Below are 22,289 nucleotides of genomic sequence, written 5' to 3'. Positions count from 1 at the left end.
CCATGGGGCGCTATGTCGTCCGGCGGCTGCTCCAGATGATCCCCGTGTTCATCGGGGCCACGCTGCTCATCTTCCTCATGGTGAACGTGATGGGCGATCCCATCGCGGGACTGTGCGGCGACCGGCAGTGCGACCCGGCGACCGCCGCCCAGCTGAAGAAGGAGTTCGGCCTCGACAAGCCGGTGTGGCAGCAGTACCTGACCTACATGGGGAACGTCTTCACCGGGGACTTCGGGACGGCGTTCAACGGGCAGGAGGTCACCGAGCTGATGTCCACCGCCTTCCCGGTGACCATCCGGCTGACCGTCGTGGCGATCGTCTTCGAGGTCGTCATCGGGATCACGCTCGGGGTGATCACCGGGCTGCGGCGCGGGCGGCCCGTCGACACGGGCGTGCTGCTCGTCACGCTCGTCGTGATCTCCGTGCCCACCTTCGTCACCGGCCTGCTGCTCCAGCTGCTGCTCGGCGTGAAGTGGGGGTGGATCCGGCCCTCCGTCTCCAGTGACGCCCCCCTCGACGAGCTGATCCTGCCGGGGCTGGTGCTCGCCTCGGTGTCGCTGGCGTACGTGGTGCGGCTGACGCGTACGTCGATCGCGGAGAACCGGCGATCGGACTATGTGCGGACCGCCATCGCCAAGGGGCTGCCCCGGCGGCGGGTCGTCACCCGGCATCTGCTGCGCAACTCCCTGATCCCGGTGATCACCTTCATCGGCGCCGATGTGGGGTTCCTGATGGGCGGGGCGATCGTCACCGAGCGGATCTTCAACATCCACGGCGTCGGCTACCAGCTCTACCAGGGCATCCTGCGGCAGAACACACAGACCGTGGTCGGGTTCGTGACCGTCCTCGTGCTGGTCTTCCTGGTCTGCAATCTCGTCGTCGACCTCCTGTACGCCGTACTCGACCCGAGGATCCGCTATGCCTGAGCCTCCGTACGAACACGACGGCGCCATCGCCGGCACGGGCTTCGGCGGTGCCATGGACCTCGCCACGAGTGAGGCCGAGACGCTGGAGAAGACGCCCGGCGGGCCGGAGGGGACCGGGCCGGCCGGGAAGCCGCGTTCGCTGTGGTCGGATGCGTGGCGGGATCTGCGGCGCAATCCCGTGTTCATCGTGTCCGCGCTGGTCATCCTCTTCCTCGTCTTCATCTCGCTGTGGCCGTCGGCCATCGCTTCCGGGAATCCGCTCAGCTGCGATCTGGCGAAGGCGCAGGAGGGGTCGCAGCCCGGGCATCCCTTCGGGTTCGACGGACAGGGCTGCGACGTGTACACGCGGACCGTGTACGGCGCCCGGAAGTCGGTGACGGTCGGCGTCTGCGCCACCGTCGGTGTCGCCCTCCTCGGGTCGGTGCTGGGCGGGCTCGCCGGGTTCTTCGGCGGGGTGTGGGACTCCGTGCTGTCCCGGATCACCGATGTCTTCTTCGCCATTCCGGTGGTGCTCGGCGGTCTGGTGCTGCTGTCGGTCGTGACCAGCAACACCGTGTGGCCCGTCATCGGGTTCATGGTGCTGCTGGGGTGGCCGCAGATCTCCCGTATCGCCCGGGGTTCGGTGATCACCGCGAAGCAGAACGACTACGTGCAGGCCGCGCGGGCGCTGGGTGCCTCCAACTCGCGGATGCTGCTCCGGCACATCGCGCCGAACGCGGTCGCCCCCGTCATCGTCGTGGCGACCATCGCGCTCGGCACGTACATCGCGCTGGAGGCGACCCTGTCGTACCTGGGAGTGGGACTGAAGCCGCCCAGCGTGTCCTGGGGGATCGACATCTCCGCCGCTTCCCCCTACATCCGCAACGCCCCCCACGCGCTGCTGTGGCCGTCGGGTGCGCTGGCGGTGACCGTGCTGGCGTTCATCATGCTCGGCGACGCGGTGCGCGACGCCCTCGACCCGAAGCTGAGGTGAGCCCGTGCTCCTCGAAGTGCGTGACCTGCACGTGGAGTTCCGCACCCGGGACGGCGTCGCCAAGGCCGTCAACGGGGTCACCTACGGCGTGGACGCGGGCGAGACCCTGGCGGTGCTCGGCGAGTCCGGCTCCGGCAAGTCGGTCACCGCGCAGGCGATCATGGGCATCCTCGACATGCCGCCCGGGCGGATCGCCGGCGGCGAGATCCTCTTCCAGGGCCAGGACCTGCTGAAGCTGAAGGAGGAGGAGCGGCGGAAGATCCGCGGCGCGGGGATGGCGATGATCTTCCAGGACGCCCTGTCCTCGCTCAACCCGGTGCTGACCGTCGGCGACCAGCTGGGGGAGATGTTCACCGTCCACCGGGGCATGTCCCGCAAGGACGCGCGGGCCAAGGCCGTCGAGCTGATGGACCGGGTGCGCATCCCGGCCGCCAAGGAGCGGGTGCGGCAGTACCCGCACCAGTTCTCCGGCGGTATGCGCCAGCGCATCATGATCGCCATGGCGCTCGCCCTGGAGCCCGCCCTCATCATCGCCGACGAGCCCACCACCGCCCTGGACGTGACCGTGCAGGCCCAGGTGATGGACCTGCTCGCGGAGCTGCAGCGCGAGTACCGGATAGGGCTCATCCTCATCACGCACGACCTGGGCGTGGTCGCCGACGTCGCCGACCGCATCGCCGTGATGTACGCGGGCCGCATCGTGGAGTCGGCGCCCGTCCACGACATCTACAAGGCGCCGGCCCACCCGTACACCCGCGGCCTGCTGGAGTCCATCCCGCGCCTGGACCAGAAGGGTCAGGAGCTGTACGCCATCAAGGGCCTGCCGCCCAACCTGCTGCACATCCCGCCCGGTTGCCCCTTCCACCCGCGCTGCCCGATGGCCCGGGACGTGTGCCGCACGGACGTGCCGCCGCTGTACGAGGTCTCCCCGACCCGGGGCAGTGCCTGCCACTTCTGGAGGGAGTGCCTCGATGACTACGACGGCTGAGCCGATCCTCCAGGTCAGCGGGCTCGTCAAGCACTACCCGCTCACCCAGGGCGTCCTCGTCAAGAAGCAGGTCGGCGCGGTCAAGGCCGTCGACGGCGTCGACTTCTCCCTCGCCCCGGGCGAGACCCTCGGCATCGTCGGGGAGTCCGGCTGCGGCAAGTCGACCGTCGCCAAGATGCTGGTCAACCTGGAGCGGCCGACCGCCGGGTCCATCCGGTACAAGGGCGAGGACATCACCAGGCTGTCCGCGCGGGCCCTGAAGGCCGTACGCCGCAACATCCAGATGGTGTTCCAGGACCCCTACACCTCCCTCAACCCCCGGATGACGGTCGGCGACATCATCGGGGAGCCGTACGAGATCCACCCCGAGGTGGCCCCCAAGGGCGACCGGCGCAAGAAGGTGCAGGAACTGCTGGACGTCGTCGGCCTCAACCCGGAGTACATCAACCGCTATCCGCACCAGTTCTCCGGCGGCCAGCGCCAGCGCATCGGCATCGCCCGCGGGCTCGCGCTGCGCCCGGAGATCATCGTCGCCGACGAGCCGGTCTCCGCGCTCGACGTGTCGGTGCAGGCCCAGGTCATCAACCTGCTCGACCAACTGCAGAACGACTTCGACCTCTCCTACGTCTTCATCGCGCACGACCTGTCGATCGTCCGGCACATCTCCGACCGGGTCGGCGTGATGTACCTCGGGCGGATCGTGGAGATCGGCACCGACGAGCAGATCTACGAGCACCCCACGCACCCCTACACCCAGGCCCTGCTCTCCGCCGTCCCCGTGCCCGACCCCGAGGCCCGCGAGCACCGCGAGCGCATCATCCTCCACGGCGACGTGCCGTCCCCGACCAACATCCCCTCCGGGTGCCGCTTCCGCACCCGCTGCTGGAAGGCGCGGGAGCGGTGCGCGGTGGAGGTGCCGCTGCTCGCGGTGCCGGAGGTGTTCCGGCACGCGACGGGCCCGGCGGCGCACGACTCGGCGTGCCACTTCGCCGAGGAGAAGGTGGTCGTGCCGGTGGAGGAGCCGTAGGGGCTTTCCCCGGGCTACGGGTGTACGGCAGCGGGCCGGGGCGCACAGTGTCGCCCCGGCCCGCTTACGGCACCCGCACGGCCGTACGCTGTTCAGCCTCGCGCGTCCGTATATCGGTACCGCTTCCGTGAAGTTGCCTGTGTGTTAACGCAGTTCGCCGCTCTTTGACCCGCTATGGCCGGGCAGCGACCGGCGCAGGAAGTCCAGCTGGAGGCGGAGCAGGTTCTCCGCGACCGTCTCCTGCGGGGTCATGTGCGTGACGCCGGACAGCGGCAGCACCTCGTGCGGGCGGCCGGCGGCCAGCAGGGCCGAGGACAGCCGCAAGGAGTGCGCGACCACCACGTTGTCGTCGGCGAGGCCATGAATGATCATCATCGGCCGGTGCGGCTCGGCCGCGTCGACCAGGCCCGCGTCGTCGATCACCGAGTTGCGCCGGTACACCTCCGGCTGCTCGGCCGGGTGGCCCACATACCGCTCCTGGTAGTGCGTGTCGTACAGGCGCAGGTCGGTGACCGGGGCGCCGACCACCGCCGCGTGGAAGACGTCCGGGCGGCGCAGCACGGCGAGGGCCGCCAGATAGCCGCCGAAGGACCAGCCGCGGATCGCGACCCGGCCGAGGTCCAGCGGGAACTCCTTGGCGAGGGCCTGGAGCGCGTCGACCTGGTCCTGCACGACGACCGCGGCGATGTCGTCCCGGACGGCCTTCTCCCAGGCGGGGGAGCGGCCCGGGGTGCCCCGGCCGTCCGCGACGACCACCGCGAAGCCCTGGTCGGCGAACCACTGCGAGGTGAGGTGCGCGTTGTGCGCCGCGACCACCCGCTGGCCGTGCGGGCCACCGTAGGGGTCCAGGAGGACGGGCAGGGGGGTGTCACCGGCGTAGTCCCGAGGCATAAGCACGGCGCACGGAATGCGGCGTGCGCCCCCCTCGGTGAGCGTCACGCGCGGGGACATCCCGGGGTCCTCGGCGTACGACCGGACCGTCGCCGTCTGCTTGCCGTCCCGCAGCACCCGCACCAGTGCACCGGGCCGGTCGAGCGTCGCCGACACGAGCACGGTCACCTCCCCGGCCCGCACCGCCGTGTGCACGCCCGGCTCCTGCGACACGCGCTGCACGCCCAGTTCGTTCACCCGGTAGACATGGATCTCCCCGGTCTCCGGAGCCTCCGCTTCCGCCCCGGCCGAGGCCGAGACCAGCACATCCCGGGGGCCGACGTCGAGCACCGCCCGCACATGCAACTGCCCGTTCGTCAACGGCCGTTCACCTACGGCGAGGACCCGCGCACCGCCCTCGTCCGCGATCCGGACGAGCTGTCCGGAGGGTGACCAGCACGGCACCCCGGCGAAAAGTTCCAGCCAAATCGGATCTTCGTCGGCGTGCACCATCCGGGTCGCCCCGGTGTCCGGGTCCACCGCCAGGTACAGCTGACTGCGCTGGTCCCGCGCCTGCACCAGGATCAGCGGCGCACCCGCCGCCGACCAGTGCACTCGCGCCAGATACGGGTACCGCCGCCGGTCCCAGGAGACCTCCGTGCGCACCCCGTCGAGGCCCACGACGAACAGCCGTACGTCCGCGTTGGCCGTGCCCGCCGCCGGATACGCGACGTGGGATGGCTCACGTTTCGGACGGGACGGATCGGCGATCCACCACCGCTCCACCGGCGTGTCGTCCACCCGCGCCACCAGCAGCCGGTCCGACTCCGGCGCCCACCAGAAACCGCGTGACCGGGACATCTCCTCGGCCGCGACGAACTCCGCGAGCCCGTAGGTGACCCCCTCGCCCTCCGGTTCCGCCAGCGCCCGGTCGTCCTCGCCCTCGGCGCCCACCACCCGCAGCGCGCCCCGCGCCACATAGGCGACATGGCGGCCGTCGGGGGAGGGGCGCGGGTCGATCACCGGCCCGGCGACGCGGAGTTCACGTGCCGTACCGGCCCGCAGCTCCGCCGTGAAAAGCCGCCCTGACAAGGCGAAAGACGCCAACTCCACGGCCGCGTCGGTGGCATAGCCGACGATGCCGGCCCCGCCCTCCCGGCTGCGCTCGCGGCGCGCCCGCTCCTCGGGCGGCAGGTCCTCGTCGGCGCCGCCCAGCAGGGCGACCGGGTCGGCGGCCGGCCGCTCGCTCCCGTCCGCCGGGTCCAGCACCCACAGGGCGCCCGCCCGGTCGGTGCCGGACGCGGTCCTCAGGAACACGACACGGGTGCCGTCGGGCGCCACCGTGAACGAACGCGGCGCGCCGAGGGTGAAACGCTGCGTGCGGGCGTGCCGCCGGGGGAATGACTCAGGCTCGGTCGTCATGCCCCGACCATATTGGCCATGCGCCCCCTTGCGCGTCCGTGCGCCGACATATGCGCGCGTACGGATAGCTATGATCACTAACGCTGCGTGGGTATGAACCCGCTGGCTCACGCATGGAATGACAAGGTGCCCTGCTCTGTCTGGAGGTGAACCGCCGTGGCACTCTCGATTTCGGCGGTGGTGCTGCTGGCGATCATCGTCTTCCTTCTGATCAGGAAGTCGGGCCTGAAAGCGGGGCATGCCGTCGTCTGCATGCTGCTCGGGTTCTACCTCGCGTCCTCGACGGTGGCCCCGACGATCAGCGAGCTGACCACCAACGTCGCGAGCATGATCGGCAGCATCAAGTTCTAGGTGACACGGCCTAGGGTGTGTTCCATGACGGAACACCCAGCCCGGCGTCTGCTGCTGGTGCACGCGCACCCGGACGACGAGTCGATCAACAACGGCGCGACCATGGCCCGGTACGTGGCCGAGGGTGCCCAGGTCACGCTGGTGACCTGCACCCTCGGGGAGCGCGGCGAGGTCATCCCGCCCGAGCTGGCGCACCTGAGCGGCGCCGCGCTGGGGCAGTGGCGGCTGGGTGAGCTGAGGGCGGCGATGCGCGCCCTCGGCGTCACGGACTTCCGGCTGCTGGGCGGGGCCGGGCGGTACGGGGACTCCGGGATGATGGGCCTCCCCGACAACGACGACCCGCACTGCTTCTGGCAGGCCGACCTCGACGAGGCCGCCGGCCACCTCGTCCGGGTCATCCTGGAGATCCGGCCCCAGGTGCTGGTCACCTACGACGACAACGGCGGCTACGGCCACCCCGACCACATCCAGGCCCACCGCGTCGCCCTGCGCGCCGCCGAGCTGGCCGCCGGGGCCGGCTGGGAGATCCCCCGGATCTGCTTCAACCGCGTCCCGCGCCCCGTCGCCGAGGCCGCCTTCGCCCGGCTGGAGGGCGACCTGCCCGGCCTGCCCTTCGACAAGAGCGCCGCCGTCGACGACGTACCCGGCGTGGTCGGCGAGGAGCGCGTCGCCATCGAGATCGACGGCACCGCGTACGCCGCCGCCAAGGCCGCCGCGATGCGGGCGCACGCCACCCAGATCGAGGTCGCCGAGCCCTACTTCGCCCTCTCCAACGCACTGGCCCAGCCGCTGTTCACCACCGAGTACTACGAAGTGGTGCACGGGGAGCGCACCGAGGGCCGGGCGCACGACCTCTTCGCCGGGATCGAGGCCACCGCATGAGCGACCGCACCGCCTCCATGCTCGCGCAGCCCCTCAAGCCGCCCTCCGCCGCCCGCGTCGCCGCCTACGTCGGCCTCTTCCTGCTCGGCGCGGTCACCGGCACCGCCGGGGCGCTCGTACAGGCCGGCTGGTTCCCGGGCGGGCTGCTGCTCGCCCTCGCGGGCGCGGCCGGCCTCTTCCTCGGCGGCGCCCGCGCCACGCGCGGCCGCGCCGGGGCCGTCGCCCCCGCCGCCGGCTGGGTCGTCACCGTCATCTTCCTCACCGCGAGCCGCGCGGAGGGCGACTTCCTCTTCGGCGCGGGCGTCGGCTCCTATCTCTTCCTGCTCGGCGGCATGGCCCTCGCTGTGATCTGTGCCACCCTCGGCGCGGGGCGGCAACCGGAGGGCGACCCCGTCCGACTTGGCAAGTGACGTACCACTTCGCCATAACACGCGCGTGCGGGTGTGGTGGGGGTTTCGCCAGCGGTCGTGGGATACACGCCCGAAGTGGCCAGTATGGTGGTGCGCGCCGCCGAGCTGCCCGAGAGGATCTGACGCGGGCGGCGGAGCCAACCGGGAGAACCTGCCTTGAGTCGTGAAACTGACACTCCGTCCTCCGGGCCCAACGGGCGCGGCGGAGCCGCCTACCCCTCGGGGACCCCGCCGTACGGCACGCCCACGTCTTCCGACGGCGGTACGGACGCGGGCCGTTCGGCCGCGCAGCCCGAGGAACGCAAGACCGAGACCACGCTGACGACGCGGATCCGGATCAACATCCCCGGATCCCGGCCGATTCCGCCGGTCGTCGTGCGCAAGCCCGTCGGCGACTCCGACGGCGCCGAGCCCGAGGCCGCCGAACCGCAGCGGGCCGCCACCGCCACCTCCACGACCGAGCCGGCGGGCGAACCCGAGCCCGCGGCCGAGGAGAAGGCGACCAGCGACTGGTTCGCGCCGCGCAAGTCCCCGTCGGCCAAGGCCCCGCAGAACGGCGGCACGGCCAACGGCACCGGCGCGCCCGGCGCTTCGAACCCGGCCGGCGGCTCCGCCGCACCCTCCGCGCCCTCGGGGCCGTCCGGCTCCGGCAGCTCGCCCGCGTCCGGCGCCCCCGCCGGCGCGCGCCCCGGCGCGGGCCGCCCCGGCGGCGTGGTCGGCTCCATGAAGGCGCCCGGCGCCTCCCGGCCCGGCGGCTCCCAGCCCGCCCCCGGCCCGACCGGCGGCCCCGTCGCGCCCGGCCACGGCGGCGGCACCGGCTCCTTCGACGTCACCGAGGCGCTGGCCGCCGGCCCGCTCGGCGGCTCCCGTTCCGGCGGCCACTCCGGTGAGCCCAGCCGCGACGACCTGCCGTACTTCGCCGAGAGCGGCACCGACGGCGGCTACGGCGGCCCCGGCGCCCCGGGCGGCTCCGGCGGCCCCACCGGCTTCAACGGCCCCGGCGGCCCGACCGGCTCCCCGGGCCCGCGCGGCCCGCAGGGTCCCTCCGGCCCGACCAGCGGCCCCGTCACCGGCGACGGCCCGATGGTGCCCCCGGTCGGCGGCGTCTCCTCCGGCCCCGGCGTTCCGGGGTCCGGCCCCGGCACCCAGGGCCCCGGCGTCCCCGACGCCGGCATGTTCTCCGGCCCGGGCGGCCCGGGCGCCCCCGGCATCTCCTCCGGCCCCGGCGTCCCCGGAACCTCCGGCATCTCCTCCGGCCCGGGCGTCCCCGGTGCCGGTCACGGGTTCAGCGACGACACCGCGATCCTCACCCCGCAGAAGCCGGCCCCCGAGCCGCCCCCGGGCAGCTTCGCCGCGCCCCACGACAACGTCTCCGGGCACACCGTCACCAGCGGCATCCCCGTCGTCCCGCCGGGCGGCGGCGACAGCGGCCCGTTCGGCGCCGGCGGCCCCGGCGGCCCCGCGGCGCCCGCCGCGCCGAAGCCGGCCCCGAAGAGCGCCCCGGCCCCGAAGAAGAAGGGCCGCAACAAGCTCGTCCTGCTCGCCGGCGGCGTCATCGTGCTGGCCGCCGGCGCGTACGGCGCCGGGCTGCTGATGAACCACTCCGACGTGCCCAAGGGCACCACCGTGCTCGGCGTCGACATCGGCGGCGGCACCCGCGACGAGGCCGTCAAGAAGCTCGACGAGGCCTTCGGCAAGCGCGTCGACCAGCCGCTCAGGCTGACCGTCGGCGGGTCCACCGTCACCCTCAAGCCCGACCAGGCCGGCCTCCACTTCGACGAGGACGCCACGGTCGGCGCCGCCGCGAAGAGCGACTACAACCCGGTCTCCGTCATCGGCTCGCTCTTCGGGCAGCAGCGCGAGGTCGAGCCGGTCATGCCGGTCGACGAGGAGAAGCTCCAGGCCGCGCTGGAGAACGCCGGGGGCGGCTCCGCCGGGGCCACCGACGGCACGATCCGCTTCGAGTCCGGCAAGGCCGTCGCCGTGTACGGCAAGCCCTTCAAGGGCATCGACGTCGCCGCCTCCAAGCAGGCCGTCGAGCAGGCCTACCGCACCCAGGTGGAGACCGGCGCGACCACCCCGGTGACCGTCCCGACCACCACCCGGCAGCCCACGGTCACCAACGCCGAGGTCGACCGGATGATGAAGGAGTTCGCCGAGCCCGCGATGTCCGGCAAGGTCACCGTCCAGACCAAGGACGGCCTGCACAAGATCGCCTTCAGCCCGCAGAAGTCCCTGTGGAAGTTCCTCCGGGTCAAGGCCGTCGACGGCAAGCTGGTCGACGCCCCGGACGAGGCCGCCCTGAAGGAGCTGTACGGCAACACCTTCGACGGCGTGCTCATCGCCCGCGCCAACGGCCAGAAGACCCCGGTCACCGTCCAGGACGTCTACGGCGCGCTGCGGCTCGCGCTGAAGAGCACCACCGACCGGGTCGCGGTCATCGAGACCAACCCGAGCTGACGCACCGGCGGCGTCCGGAGTGCCGTACGGCATGACATCTGTCATGCGGCACTCCGGACGGCCGACACTGCCGCCGTATCCGGCCCCGAGGCCACCATGGCCATATGACAACGACAGCCGCGGTGGTCGCGTTCGACCAGGTCAGCAAGGCGTACGGCAGTGTGCGGGCGGTGGACGGGCTGACCCTGTCCCTGCACCCGGGCGAGACGGTGGCCCTGCTGGGCCCCAACGGCGCCGGCAAGTCCACCACCCTCGACCTGCTGCTCGGCCTCAAGCAGGCCGACAGCGGCAGCGTGCGTCTCTTCGGCGGCACCCCGCGCGAGGCGATCGTCGCCGGACGCGTCGGGGCCATGCTGCAGAGCGGCGGGCTGATGGACGAGGTCACCGTCGCCGAGCTGGTCCGCCTCGCCTGCGACCTGCACCCGCGGCCGTACCGCGTCTCCGACGTGCTCAGCCGCGCCGGGGTCGAGCAGATCGCCGACCGCAAGGTCAACAAGCTCTCCGGCGGCCAGGCCCAGCGCGTGCGCTTCGCCCTCGCCACCGCCGGCGACAGCGACCTCATCGTCCTGGACGAGCCGACCACCGGCATGGACGTCACCACCCGGCAGGCCTTCTGGGCCACCATGCGCGAGCAGGCCGACGCCGGCCGTACGGTGCTGTTCGCCACCCACTACCTGGAGGAGGCCGACGCCGTCGCCGACCGGGTGCTCGTGCTGCACCGGGGCCGGCTGCTGGCCGACGGCACGGCCGCCGAGATCAAGGCCAAGGCCGGTGCCCGGCGGATCGCCTTCGACCTGGAGGGCGCGATCGACGAGACCGCGCTGCGGGCGCTGCCGTTCCTCACCACGATCGACGTCTCCGGCGCGACCGTCCGCATCCAGTCCTCCGACGCCGACGCCACCGTGCACGCCCTGTACGGGCTCGGCCTCTACCCGCGCAATCTGGAGGTCGCCGGGCTCGGCCTGGAGCAGGCCTTCGTCGCCATCACCGCCGCCGAGGAGGCGAAGTCGCTGTGAACAGCCTGATCAAGCTCGAACTGACCCGTGCCCTGCGCAACCGCAAGTTCCTGTTCTTCTCGGTGATGTACCCGTCGCTGCTGTTCCTGCTGATCGCGGGCAACGCCGACAGCACCACGAAGGTCGACGGCACGGGGCTGACCCTGCCGACGTACATGATGGTCTCCATGGCCTCCTTCGGCGCCTTGACGGCCGTGCTCATGGGCAACAGCGAGCGCATCGCCAAGGAGCGCGAGAGCGGCTGGGTACGGCAGTTGCGGCTGACCACCCTGCCCGGCCGCGGCTATGTCCTCGCCAAGACCGCGAGCGCCGCCGTGGTGAGCCTGCCGTCGGTCGTGGTGGTGTTCGCCGTCGCGGCGATCGCCAAGGGCGTACGGCTGGACGCCTGGCAGTGGCTCGCGCTCACCGGCGTGATCTGGGCCGGCAGCCTGGTCTTCGCCGCGCTCGGCGTCGCCATCGGGTACCTGGCCAGCGGTGACGCGGTCCGCCCGATCACCATGATCACGTACTTCGGGCTGTCGATGCTGGGCGGTCTGTGGATGCCGGCGACGAGCTTCCCGCAGTGGTTGCAGGACATCGCCGAGTGGCTGCCCACACACGCGTACGCTGCCCTGGGGCAGGCGATCGAACAGAGCCACGCCCCGCACGCCCAGGACATCGCTCTCCTCGCCGTGTTCTTCGTCCTCTTCGCGGGCGGCGCGGCCTGGCTGTACCGGAAGGACACGCTGAAGGCGTGAGCACGATGACGGACGACCGGCGCACCGAGGACGTCGAGCTGCTGCGGCTCGGACAGGCCCCCCGCAACCGCCGTGACCTGCTGCGCAAGCTGGTGTGGATCGGGGTGTGGCTGGTCTTCCTCAGCTCTCCCGTGCACGACCTGGCCACCGGCGACCACACCGTCGGCGGCCGGGCGGCGGGCTGGGCCGGCCTCGCCGTCTTCGTCGGGCTGTATCTGACGCTCGTCCTGCGCAACATGGGGCGGCCGCTGCGCCCGGCGGTCGTGGTGGCCGTGATCGCTGCGATGGCCGTGTTCGCCACCGTGCTGTGCCTGACCCTGGGGGCCCCGTTCCTCGGCCTGTTCTGCTACGTCTCCGTCTCGTGCGGCGCGGCTCTGCCGCTGCGGGCCGCCGGCTGGGCGATCCCGGCGACGGCCGTGGTGACGCTGGTGCTCGGTCTGCACACCGGCGAGGACGACATCTGGACGCTGCTGATCATCCTGCTGCTGATCGGCTTCGCGATGAGCGGGGTCGCCCAGCTCATCCGGACCACGGTGGAGCTGCGCAAGGCGCGTGCCACGGTCGCCCAACTCGCGGCCAACGAGGAGCGGTTGCGGCTCGCCCGGGACCTGCACGACCTGCTCGGGCACTCGCTGTCCCTGATCACCCTCAAGAGCGAGCTGGCGGGCCGGATGCTGCCCGACCACCCCGAGAAGGCGGCCCAGCAGGTCGCCGACATCGAACAGGTCAGCCGGCAGGCCCTGGTCGACGTCCGCGAGGCCGTGACCGGCTACCGCCGCCCCCGCCTGTCGGCGGAACTGGCGGGCGCCCAGGTCGCGTTGACGGCGGCCGGCGTGACGGCCGACATCCCCGCCGAACCCGACCTGACGGGCGTCCCCGAGGAGAGCGAGGCGGCCCTGGCCTGGGCGCTGCGGGAGGCCGTCACCAACGTCGTCCGGCACAGCGGCGCCCGCCGCTGCACGGTGACGCTGGTGCGCCACCAGACCCTGAACGGCCCCGTCCTCGAACTCACCGTCGAGGACGACGGCGCGGGCGCCGCCGGGAGCACCCCCGGCAACGGCCTGACGGGCCTGCGCGAGCGCCTGGAGAAGACGGGCGGCACCCTGGAGACGACCGCCCAGCGTCACGGCTTCCGCCTCACGGCCAGAACCCCGGCGGGGGAGGCAACGGACGCGACGCCGGGGGCCTGACCGCCGGGCCGGGCCCGGCCAGGCCCCCGACCGGGCCCCCGGAAGCGGGGCGTCCGGAAGCCGGCGCCCGCCCCGGCAGCCGGGCCTCGGACTCCTCAGGTGCCCTTTCGCGCCATTCGCCGGGGAAGCCCCCGCGGGGGAGGAATCGGTCGGTCACCATACGACGCACGCCCGTTCGTATTCGGACCGTGGGAGTGCCCGTGTCGCGAAACGTTTCGTCGTCGTCCGTGGTCATCGACAACCCGTCCGTGAAGTTCTCCAGCGCCCCCGAACGCCCACCCCTGCGCCACCTGGGAATGCCCTCCCTGCGCCGCTCCGTCTCCGGCACGCGGCGCCGCGCCCGCGGGGAGATGCCCCGTGTGCTGCTCCTCGTCCCGTCCTACACCCGCGTCGTCGAACCCTCCCCGGAGCGCAGCAGCTTCCGGGCCCTCGGCCTGGACACCTTCGAGGTGATGAAGCGCGCGGGCACCCCGATCGGCTTATTACGCATCGCGGCCAACGCCCGCCTCGCCGGGTTCGACGTCCGGATCGTCGACTCGCCCTTCGCCGGCTGGGAGCAGGAGCGCCGCCTCGTCGACCTCGGCGGCGGCAGCAGCCTCGTCCGCTACGGCCTCGACGACGCGCAACTGCGCGCGCTGATCGAGGACTTCGACCCGGACATCGTCGGCGTCCAGTGCATCTACACCGTGCAGTGGGGCAACGCCCGCGCCCTCGCCGACCTGATCAAGGACATCGACCCGGGGATCGTGACCGTCACCGGCGGCGCCCACCCCAGCGGCGACTGGCAGTACGCCGTCCCCGACTCGCCCTTCGACCACGTCGTCATCAACGAGGCCGACCAGACCTTCACCGCCCTGCTCCAGGCGCTCACCGACCCGGACGGCGACCTCGACGCCGTCCCCGGGATCGCCTACCGGCGGGCCGACGGCGCCGTCGTGCGCACCACGGCCCGGTCGCCGTACATGCGGATCCTGCCCAAGCGGCAGGGCCTGGACGAGCGGCTCGGCATGATGCCGCTGCCCGACTTCGGCATGCTCGACATGGGCCAGTACGAGCAGGCGTACCACTCCTCCGGCAAGCGGGTGCGCGACCACGGCTCCTGGGCGCAGATCTTCTCCACCATCGGCTGCAACGTCGGCTGCGATTTCTGCTACATCCCCATGGTGAACGGCCCCTGGCGGGCCCTCGGCACCGACTGGTTCGACCTGCACCTCGCCGAGATCCGCAAGCAGGGCGTCACCGAGGTCCTCATCGAGGACGACCACCTCCTGCACGACCCGCTGTACGCGATGCGCGTCTTCGAGCTGCTGCGCAAGCACGACCTGCCGTGGGTCGAGGAGGGCGGCCTCAGCCTCTTCAACCTCGTCCTGCTGCACCTGGGCGAGAAGTTCGCCGCGGAGATGGACGACGCCGAGCGGCGCAACCCCAACTTCCGCAACATCCTCGCGGCGATGCGCTCCGGCCTCACCTGCCGCGACTTGATCAAGGCGATGGCCGACGGCGGCTGCTACAGCGTCTACCTGGCGGTGGAGAGCGCCAACGAGGACAGCCTCGTCGAGTCCGGCAAGCCCCGCCTCAACGCCTTCCAGCAGGCCACCGGCGAGATCGTGGAGATGTTCACCGAGTACGGCATCCAGGTCACCGGCGGCTTCATGCTCGGCTTCGTCAACCCGCCCGAACGGCCGGGCGGCGAGCCGTACATCGAGTCGCTGGAGCAGATCGAGAAGACCATCGACTACGCGGTCACGCTCATGGGCCACGGCATGGCGTACGCCAACCCCTTCATCGTGACCCCGCTGCCGGGGACGAAGATGTGGGACTTCCAGAAGGACTACGTCGTCCGCCACTACGACAACGGCTGGTCCCACGAGAAGGCGACCATGGCCACGGAGAAGTGGACCGCCGAGGACATCGAGCGGATGCGGCTGGAGCTGCTGGTGCGGGCCAACGGCCCCGACAAAGTGACCGAAATGGTCCGCCGGGGCACCTGGCCGGTGGACGCCTGAGGCAGCCGGCGCCCGAGGCGGCCGCCTGACGGTCAGCCGTCGCCGGTCCGGGCGCGGCGGCGGGCCGCGCGCAGCGCCTCCGCCGAGGCCAGCAGGGCGCCCCCGGTGATCAGCACACAGGCGACGGCGACGGGCCAGCTCGCGTCGGCCCGTCCCGTCGCCACCAGCAGCCCCGTGGACAGCAGCGGGGCGAAGTACGACAGCGTGCCCAGCAGCCGGATGTCCCCGTGCTTGGTGCCGTGGTCCCATACGTAGAACGCGCCGCCGACCGGCCCGAGACCGAGCGCGAGGACCGCGGCCCACTGCCAGCCCTCGGGCCGTACCGTCGTCTCGAACAGCACATGGCACACGGCCGCGAGCAGGGCCGTGGCCAGGCAGAAGAGCGCCACCAGGTCCGTCGGCACCTGCGGATAGCGGCGGTTGGCCACGGAGTACGCCGACCACACCAGCGCGCAGACGCCCGCGGAGCCGTAGCCGAGCAGGTACTCGCCCCTGAAGTGCACCCCCTGCCCGCCGGTGACGAGCAGGAAGGTCCCGGCGAGCCCGAGCAGCGCCCCCGCGGTGTGCCACCAGCGCAGCCGCTCGCCGGGCAGCAGCGCCGAGAACACCACGATCAGCAGCGGCCACAGGTAGGCGATGAGACCGGCGTCGACGGCGGGGGCGTTGCGCAGGGCGAGGAAGTAGAAGAAGTGGTAGCCGAACAGCCCGCCGATGCCCAGCGCCCAGGCCCCGGCGGGCAGTCCGCGCAGCGCGGTGCCGTGGCCGCGCAGCACCCGGGGCAGTCCGAGGAGCCCGCCCACCGCGAACGCCATCGCGGTCAGCTGGAAGGGCGGTATCCGCCCGGTCGACGTGGTGAACAGCGCCAGCGACGCCCACAGCAGCACGGCCGCGGCGCCCATGCCGGTGGCCCTGAGCCGACGCGCCTGATCCTCCACGAGCCCTCCCGTCACGCCCTGGTCGACCACCGGGGCATCGTAAGGATGTATCGCGCACCCACCCGCGCTTTCCGGACAGGGGAGTTGGGCCCGGGAGGCGGGGGCGCGCGTACCGGCCCGGTGCGGCGCGGACGTAGGATCCACGCCATGAGTTCCACGATCAGGGTCCTGCTGGCCGAGGATCAGTCGATGGTCCGCGAGGCCCTGGCCGCGCTGCTCGGCCTGGAGGAGGACATCGAGGTCGTCGCCCAGGTGGCCCGCGGCGACGAGGTGCTGGCGGCCGTTCGCGAGCACGACGTGGACGTGGCTCTGCTCGACATCGAGATGCCGGGCGCGACGGGGATCGAGGCGGCGGCGCAGCTGCACCGGGAGTTCCCGGCGCTGAAGCTGGTCATCCTGACCACGTTCGGCCGCCCCGGTTATCTGCGCAGCGCCATGGAGTCCGGTGCGGACGCCTTCCTGGTCAAGGACGCGCCCGCCGCCCAACTCGCCGCCGCCGTCCGCAAGGTGCTGGCCGGCGAGCGGGTCATCGACCCCACGCTGGCCGCGGCGGCCCTCGCCGAGGGCGCGAACCCACTGACCGACCGGGAGCGCGAGGTGCTGCGCGCGGCGGCCGACGGATCGACCAACGCGGAACTGGCGGCGGCGCTGCACCTGTCGCAGGGCACGGTCCGCAACTACCTCTCCACGGCGATCCAGAAGCTGGCGGCCCGCAACCGCACGGAGGCGGTGCGCATCGCGCGGGAGAAGGGCTGGCTCTGACCCCGGGCGCCGTCCGGCGGCCGGCATGATCCCGGTGCTTTTGAGCGACGCGGTCAAGGGGAACCCGACGGTCCGGTAATCCCGGACCCACCGGGTGGATAATGATCGAATTCTGGCCCCGAGTCGCTTTTGCGGTGATCTGATGTCCCACGGCTCCGCCCCGCCCCCCGACCGGAACCGCCCCGTCCCGGGCCGCGGAGGCACCCCGGCCACCGACCGGATGCTGCGGATCCTGCTCCGCCGGCGCAAGCAGATGCTCACCCCCGCCGACGTCACCGTCACCGACCGCCCCGCGGTCCGCCGCGCGGTCTCCGCCGCCGCGATGGGCAACATGATGGAGTGGTTCGACTTCGGCGTGTACGCCTACGTCGCCCCGGTCCTCGGCAAGGTCTTCTTCCCCTCCAGCTCGCCCGGCGCCCAGGTGGTCTCGACGTTCGCCACCTTCGCGGCCGCGTTCGTCGTCCGCCCCCTCGGCGGCATCGTCTTCGGCCCGCTCGGCGACCGCATCGGCCGGCAGCGCGTCCTCGCCGCCACCATGATCATGATGGCGATCAGCACGTTCGCGGTGGGCTTCCTGCCGTCGTACGCGGCCGTGGGCTTCGTCGCCCCGCTCCTGCTGCTGCTGTGCCGTCTGGTCCAGGGCTTCTCCACCGGCGGCGAGTACGCGGGCGCCACCACGTACATCGCCGAGTACGCCCCCGACACCCGGCGCGGCTTCCTCGGCAGCTGGCTCGACTTCGGCACCTTCGTCGGCTACGCGCTGGGCTCCGCCCTGGTCACCGGGCTCACGGCGGCCCTGGGCGCGGGCGGCATGGAGGACTACGGCTGGCGCATCCCGTTCCTGGTGGCCGGGCCCATCGGTGTGATCGGCCTCTACGTCCGGCTGAAGCTGGAGGAGACCCCCGCCTTCCGGCGGGAGGCCGAACAGGCGCAGGAGGAGCGGGCCGTGCACCGGGCCGGCGGCGGCGAGGACCCGGTCGAGGAGGCCCGCCAGTCCGGCCACGGCCGTCTGCGGGAGATCTTCACCGGCCACTGGCAGGCGGTGCTCATCTGCATGGGCCTGGTCCTGCTCTACAACGTCACCAACTACATGGTGACCTCCTACCTCCCCACGTACATGACGGCGACCCTGGGCGAGGACGAGAACACGGCCCAACTCCTGGTCCTCGGCACGATGGTGGTGGTGGCCCTGACCATCACCACGGTCGGCCGCACCACCGACCGCTGGGGCCGCCGCCCGGTCTTCATGGCGGGCAGCATCGCCCTGATCGCGCTGTCGGTCCCGGCGTTCCTGCTGATCCGCGCGGGCGGCATCCTCGCCCCCGCGATCGGCTGCCTGATCCTCGGCCTGCTGCTGGTCTGCTTCGCGGGCGCCTCCGCGGCGACGCTCCCGGCGCTCTTCCCGACCCGCATCCGCTACGGCGCCCTGTCGATCGCCTTCAACATCTCCGTCTCCCTCTTCGGCGGCACGACCCCGCTGTTCACCTCCGCGCTGGTCGACGGCCTGGACGACGAGATGATCCCGGCGTACTACCTGATGGGCGCGGGCGTCGTCGGCCTCGCCGCGTCCCTCGTCCTCTACGAGACGGCGGGCCGCCCCCTGCGCGGCTCCGGCCCGATGGTCGAGTCCCCCGAACAGGCCCGCCGCCTGGTGGCCGAGAGCCGCACGGAGGCCGGCCGCCGGGCCCGCGACATCTGGGTCCGCATCCGAAGGCACCCGCACTAGACCGTGCTGCGGAAGTTCTCTGGGGGCCTCAGTTGAGCAGCGCCCGGGCCGCGCGGGCCTCCGCGCGGAGGCGGTCGGCCGCCGCGGTGTCCACGGGGGCGACCACCTGCGCGTACGCCTCCAGTTCCGTCGCCGCCGCGAGGAACTCGCCCCGGCGCAGCAGCACCTGGGCCAGTTCGTGGCGGAGGCGGGCCGGGTGGGAGGGCAGCAGCAGCGAGAGCTGGACCGCCCACAGGGCGACGTCGGAGCGTTCCGGGCGGGCCGCCGCCCAGGCACGGATGTTGTTGAGGATCCGCAGGATCACGTCCAGCGGGGCCGCCGGGGTGAGGTAGGACGGGTCGAGCGGGGAGCCGGTCGCGCCGACGACCAGCAGCTCCGCGTCCGTACCGGTCAGCACCCGGCCCCCGCCGAACGGGTCGGCGAGGACCTGGTCCTCCTCGGGGCCGAAGCCGACCACGAAATGTCCGGGCAGGGCCACGCCGTAGACGGGCGCGCCGGCCCGGCGGGCCACCTCCATCCACACCACCGACAGCAGGATCGGCAGGCCCCGGCGGCGCCGCAGCACCTCGTGCAGCAGCGAGGACTCCAGCCGGCGGTAGTCGCCCGGCGTGCCGTGGAAGCCGTGCCGGTCGCCCAGCGCCTGCCGCAGCGCCACCGCCCACGCGGCCGGGGCGCCCGGCCGGTACGGCAGCTCGCCGGCCAGCCGGTCCAGTTCCACCTGGGCCGCGTCCATCCCGGCCTCGTCCAGCGACCCGTCCGCCACCGCGCCGATCAGCAGGCACAGCGCGGCCAGGTCGGGGCGCTCGGCGCGGGCCTCGGCGGCGAACCGGCGGTGCAGTTCGGCCGCGTGCCCGGAGGACGGAGGCTGCATGTCGGCCTACGCCCCCTCCGGCCGCGGCTCGCGGTAGTGGTGGTACGCGTGGTGCGCCGCGAACCCCATCCGGGCGTACAGCGCCCGCGCCCCCTCGTTGCCGGCCTCCACCTGGAGCCACGCCGCCGACGCGCCCTCGTCGAGCGCCTGCCGGGCCAGCGCCGCCATCACGGTCGTCGCCAGCCCCTGCCGCCGCAGCGCCGGGTCCACCTCGACCGCCGCGAAACCGGCCCAGCGGCCGTCCACCACCAGCCGCCCGATCGCGGCGGGGGCGCCCGACTCGCCCGGCACGCTCGCGAACCACACCGACGGCCCCGACCCCAGCACCTTCAGCGCCACCTCGCTCATGCCCTTGCGCTGGTAGCGCGCCAGCCACGCCTCGTCGGCCTCCCGCGCCAGCACCACCCCGCCGGCCTCCGCCAGGTCGGCGAGGGGCGCGAGCGAGCCCACCCACAGCTCGGCGGTCACCTCACGCGTCCAGCCCCGCTTCTCCAGCTCCGCGCACAGCAGCTCCTGCGTGCCCTCGGCGCCGGTCGCCGTCTGCACGTACGCGGGCAGGCCGCGCTCGCCGTACCAGCGCCGTACGACGGTCAGCGCCTCGTCCAGCGGCAGCCCGGGGTCGCCCAGCGGCAGCACCGAGTTGGCCCGCCGGGTGAACCCGGCCGCCGCCCGCAGCTCCCACTCGCCCAGCCGCTCGCTCTCCACCGGCCGCCACCCGCGCGAGACGATCCGCGCCAGCTCCGGGTAGGAGGCCGCCGGACCCCGCCGCCGCGCCGGGGCCGCCGGTACGACCTTGCCCGCGACCAGCGCCGATTCCGGGATCCGGACGCTCGTCCCGTCCTTTCGTGTGATCACCACCACACCGTCGTCCCACGATGTGAGAACACCCACCGTGTCGGTGAATTTCCCGTCGGTGGCCCCGGGGTCGTTCCAACGCCGTACGGAGACGCGTTTGCCCACGTCAGCAGCGGTGATACGGACCTCAAGGCGGCCGGCCGCAGAGATTTCCACAGGTCAGTTCACCCCTCCTGTTCGGATCATGCCCCGGAACGGAGATACTAGGGGCGGGCATCGACGACGCCGCGCTCCCGCGCGCCAGGCGGCGGAGCCTGTGGGAGGCCCGCCAGCGCCCTATCGAGGAGGAACGACAGCGTGACCTACGTCATCGCAGAGCCTTGTGTCGACGTCAAGGACAAGGCGTGCATCGAGGAGTGCCCGGTCGACTGCATCTACGAGGGCAAGCGGTCCTTGTACATCCACCCGGACGAATGCGTCGACTGTGGTGCCTGTGAGCCGGTCTGCCCGGTCGAGGCGATCTTCTACGAGGACGACGTGCCGGAGGAGTGGAAGGACTACTACAAGGCGAACGTCGAGTTCTTCGACGAGCTCGGCTCGCCCGGCGGCGCCAGCAAGCTGGGCCTGATCGAGCGTGACCACCCGTTCGTCGAGGCGCTGCCGCCGCAGGGCGAGTGACTTCCTGAGCGGCCCGCAGCAGTAGCCGCGCCGCCTCGGTCCCGTACGGCCTCGATCGGTTCCCCGATCTTCGTGCCGCACGGGACCGAGGCGTTTGCCGTCACCGACGAAAGTGAGCCTGATCCCCGTGTCCGCAGTCTCCGACCGCCTTCCCGTCTTCCCCTGGGACAAGCTGGAGCCGTACAAGAAGACGGCCGCCGCGCACCCGGACGGCATCGTCGACCTCTCCGTCGGCACCCCGGTCGACCCCGTCCCCGAGCTGATCCAGAAGGCGCTGGTCGACGCGGCCGACTCGCCGGGCTACCCCACGGTCTGGGGCACCCCCGCACTGCGCGACGCGATCACGGGCTGGCTGGAGCGCCGTCTCGGCGCCCGTGAGGTCACCCACCGCCACGTCCTGCCGATCGTCGGCTCCAAGGAGCTGGTGGCCTGGCTGCCGACCCAGCTCGGCCTCGGCCCCGGCGACCGGGTCGCCTTCCCGCGCCTGGCCTACCCGACGTACGAGGTCGGCGCCCGCCTGGCCCGCGCGGAGTTCGAGGCCTACGACGACCCGACCGAGCTGGACCCGGCCGGGCTGAGGCTGCTCTGGCTGAACTCCCCGTCGAACCCGACCGGACGCGTGCTGTCGAAGGAGGAGCTGACCCGGATCGTCGCCTGGGCCCGCGAGCACGGCGTGCTGCTCTTCTCCGACGAGTGCTACATCGAGCTGGGCTGGGAGGCCGACCCCGTCTCGGTCCTGCACCCCGACGTCAACGGTGGCTCCTACGACGGCATCGTCTCGGTCCACTCGCTGTCCAAGCGCTCGAACCTGGCGGGCTACCGCGCCGCCTTCCTGGCCGGCGACCCGGCCGTCCTCGGCCCCCTGCTGGAGATCCGCAAGCACGGCGGCATGATGACCTCGGCGCCGACGCAGGCGGCGGTGGTGGCGGCCCTCGGCGACGACAAGCACGTCCGCGTGCAGCGCGAGCGCTACGCCGCCCGCCGTGAGGCCCTGCGCGCGGCCCTGCTGTCCCACGGCTTCCGCATCGAGCACAGCGAGGCCAGCCTCTACCTGTGGGCGACGCGCGACGAGTCCTGCTGGCAGACGGTGGCCCACCTGGCCGAGCGCGGCATCCTGGTCGCCCCCGGCGACTTCTACGGCCCGGCGGGCGAGAACTTCGTCCGCGTGGCCCTGACGGCGACGGACGAGCGCGTCCGGGCGGCCGTGGAGCGACTGGCGTAGCGGACTTCCGGACCGGCGTACGGCACGCAAGGCGGCGGCACA

20 protein-coding genes are annotated in these 22,289 nt (G+C 72.5%); 16 read left to right on the top strand and 4 right to left on the bottom strand.

All coding sequences use genetic code 11. From position 1 onward, the window contains the following. The first annotated feature begins 2 nt into the window (after positions 1-2). The 4 genes from IE308_RS17800 to IE308_RS17785 are packed head-to-tail and all read left to right on the top strand — an operon-like array spanning position 3 to position 3,914. Positions 3-926, top strand: coding sequence for an ABC transporter permease (locus tag IE308_RS17800; protein WP_110630206.1), 924 nt, complete (start codon positions 3-5; stop codon positions 924-926). Further along, positions 919-1,899: an ABC transporter permease gene (locus IE308_RS17795; protein WP_190218671.1), complete on the top strand. Its 981-nt coding sequence runs from the start codon at positions 919-921 to the stop codon at positions 1,897-1,899. The genes IE308_RS17800 and IE308_RS17795 overlap by 8 nt, the downstream gene beginning before the upstream one ends. A gap of 4 nt (positions 1,900-1,903) precedes the next feature. Then, positions 1,904-2,887 carry an ABC transporter ATP-binding protein gene (locus IE308_RS17790; RefSeq protein WP_190218670.1) on the top strand — a complete coding sequence of 328 codons (984 nt, stop codon included), beginning with the start codon at positions 1,904-1,906 and terminating at the stop codon, positions 2,885-2,887. After that, a complete protein-coding gene (locus tag IE308_RS17785) occupies positions 2,871-3,914 on the top strand; it encodes an ABC transporter ATP-binding protein (RefSeq protein WP_190218669.1) in 1,044 nt (347 codons plus the stop codon). The genes IE308_RS17790 and IE308_RS17785 overlap by 17 nt, the downstream gene beginning before the upstream one ends. A 144-nt stretch (positions 3,915-4,058) precedes the next feature. Here the strand turns inward: IE308_RS17785 and IE308_RS17780 are convergent, their stop codons facing one another. Then, complete coding sequence (locus IE308_RS17780; RefSeq protein WP_190218668.1) at positions 4,059-6,206, bottom strand: S9 family peptidase; 2,148 nt, start codon at positions 6,204-6,206, stop codon at positions 4,059-4,061. Between the two features lie 156 nt (positions 6,207-6,362). On the opposite strand from IE308_RS17780, the gene IE308_RS17775 reads away from it, so the two are divergent. From IE308_RS17775 to IE308_RS17740, 8 genes are all read left to right on the top strand, one after another. After that, positions 6,363-6,557 (top strand): hypothetical protein, encoded by a 195-nt coding sequence (locus tag IE308_RS17775; RefSeq protein ID WP_110630215.1) that lies wholly within the window; start codon positions 6,363-6,365, stop codon positions 6,555-6,557. A 24-nt stretch (positions 6,558-6,581) separates the two neighbouring features. Further along, on the top strand, positions 6,582-7,439 hold the full coding sequence (gene mshB / locus IE308_RS17770) for an N-acetyl-1-D-myo-inositol-2-amino-2-deoxy-alpha-D-glucopyranoside deacetylase (protein ID WP_190218667.1): 858 nt from the start codon (positions 6,582-6,584) through the stop codon (positions 7,437-7,439). Next, positions 7,436-7,849, top strand: a complete 414-nt coding sequence (locus IE308_RS17765) for a DUF6113 family protein (RefSeq protein ID WP_110630219.1) — start codon at positions 7,436-7,438, stop codon at positions 7,847-7,849. The genes mshB and IE308_RS17765 overlap by 4 nt, the downstream gene beginning before the upstream one ends. Positions 7,850-8,005: 156 nt before the next feature. After that, positions 8,006-10,309, top strand: coding sequence for a hypothetical protein (locus IE308_RS17760; RefSeq protein WP_190218666.1), 2,304 nt, complete (start codon positions 8,006-8,008; stop codon positions 10,307-10,309). Positions 10,310-10,413: 104 nt separating this feature from the next. Continuing rightward, a complete protein-coding gene (locus IE308_RS17755; protein ID WP_110630223.1) occupies positions 10,414-11,325 on the top strand; it encodes an ABC transporter ATP-binding protein in 912 nt (303 codons plus the stop codon). Then, positions 11,322-12,062, top strand: a complete 741-nt coding sequence (locus tag IE308_RS17750) for an ABC transporter permease (RefSeq protein ID WP_110630225.1) — start codon at positions 11,322-11,324, stop codon at positions 12,060-12,062. The genes IE308_RS17755 and IE308_RS17750 overlap by 4 nt, the downstream gene beginning before the upstream one ends. 5 nt (positions 12,063-12,067) lie before the next feature. Beyond that, positions 12,068-13,252 carry a sensor histidine kinase gene (locus IE308_RS17745; protein ID WP_190218846.1) on the top strand — a complete coding sequence of 395 codons (1,185 nt, stop codon included), beginning with the start codon at positions 12,068-12,070 and terminating at the stop codon, positions 13,250-13,252. 200 nt (positions 13,253-13,452) lie between these two features. Beyond that, positions 13,453-15,258: a B12-binding domain-containing radical SAM protein gene (locus IE308_RS17740; RefSeq protein ID WP_229908912.1), complete on the top strand. Its 1,806-nt coding sequence runs from the start codon at positions 13,453-13,455 to the stop codon at positions 15,256-15,258. Between the two features lie 32 nt (positions 15,259-15,290). On the opposite strand, the gene yddG is transcribed toward IE308_RS17740, so the two are convergent. Beyond that, the gene (gene yddG / locus IE308_RS17735; RefSeq protein ID WP_229908911.1) at positions 15,291-16,223 is read right to left on the bottom strand and encodes an aromatic amino acid exporter YddG; all 933 of its coding nucleotides are present in this window, start codon (positions 16,221-16,223) and stop codon (positions 15,291-15,293) included. Positions 16,224-16,340: 117 nt separating this feature from the next. On the opposite strand from yddG, the gene IE308_RS17730 reads away from it, so the two are divergent. Together IE308_RS17730 and IE308_RS17725 are read left to right on the top strand one after the other, a co-directional pair. Continuing rightward, positions 16,341-16,955, top strand: a complete 615-nt coding sequence (locus tag IE308_RS17730) for a response regulator transcription factor (RefSeq protein ID WP_110630231.1) — start codon at positions 16,341-16,343, stop codon at positions 16,953-16,955. 220 nt (positions 16,956-17,175) lie between these two features. Further along, positions 17,176-18,681 carry an MFS transporter gene (locus IE308_RS17725; RefSeq protein ID WP_190218844.1) on the top strand — a complete coding sequence of 502 codons (1,506 nt, stop codon included), beginning with the start codon at positions 17,176-17,178 and terminating at the stop codon, positions 18,679-18,681. Between the two features lie 28 nt (positions 18,682-18,709). Here IE308_RS17725 and IE308_RS17720 read toward each other — a convergent pair whose 3' ends face one another. Both IE308_RS17720 and IE308_RS17715 read right to left on the bottom strand, forming a co-directional pair. Continuing rightward, entirely contained in the window at positions 18,710-19,552 is an 843-nt protein-coding gene (locus IE308_RS17720) for a transglutaminase-like and tetratricopeptide repeat-containing protein (RefSeq protein WP_190218665.1), read from the bottom strand. A 6-nt stretch (positions 19,553-19,558) separates the two neighbouring features. Further along, a complete protein-coding gene (locus tag IE308_RS17715; protein ID WP_190218664.1) occupies positions 19,559-20,563 on the bottom strand; it encodes a GNAT family N-acetyltransferase in 1,005 nt (334 codons plus the stop codon). Between the two features lie 141 nt (positions 20,564-20,704). Between IE308_RS17715 and fdxA the strand changes: the two genes are divergently transcribed. Continuing rightward, entirely contained in the window at positions 20,705-21,025 is a 321-nt protein-coding gene (gene fdxA / locus IE308_RS17710; protein WP_110630239.1) for a ferredoxin, read from the top strand. A gap of 127 nt (positions 21,026-21,152) precedes the next feature. Beyond that, positions 21,153-22,247 (top strand): bifunctional succinyldiaminopimelate transaminase/glutamate-prephenate aminotransferase, encoded by a 1,095-nt coding sequence (locus IE308_RS17705; protein ID WP_190218663.1) that lies wholly within the window; start codon positions 21,153-21,155, stop codon positions 22,245-22,247. The last annotated feature ends 42 nt before the right edge of the window (positions 22,248-22,289 follow it).

Source organism: Streptomyces griseosporeus, assembly GCF_014656055.1.
Lineage (GTDB): Bacteria > Actinomycetota > Actinomycetes > Streptomycetales > Streptomycetaceae > Streptomyces > Streptomyces griseosporeus.
The sequence above is the reverse complement of the archived record's forward strand: the minus strand, read 5'-3'. Positions and strand labels throughout refer to the sequence as shown.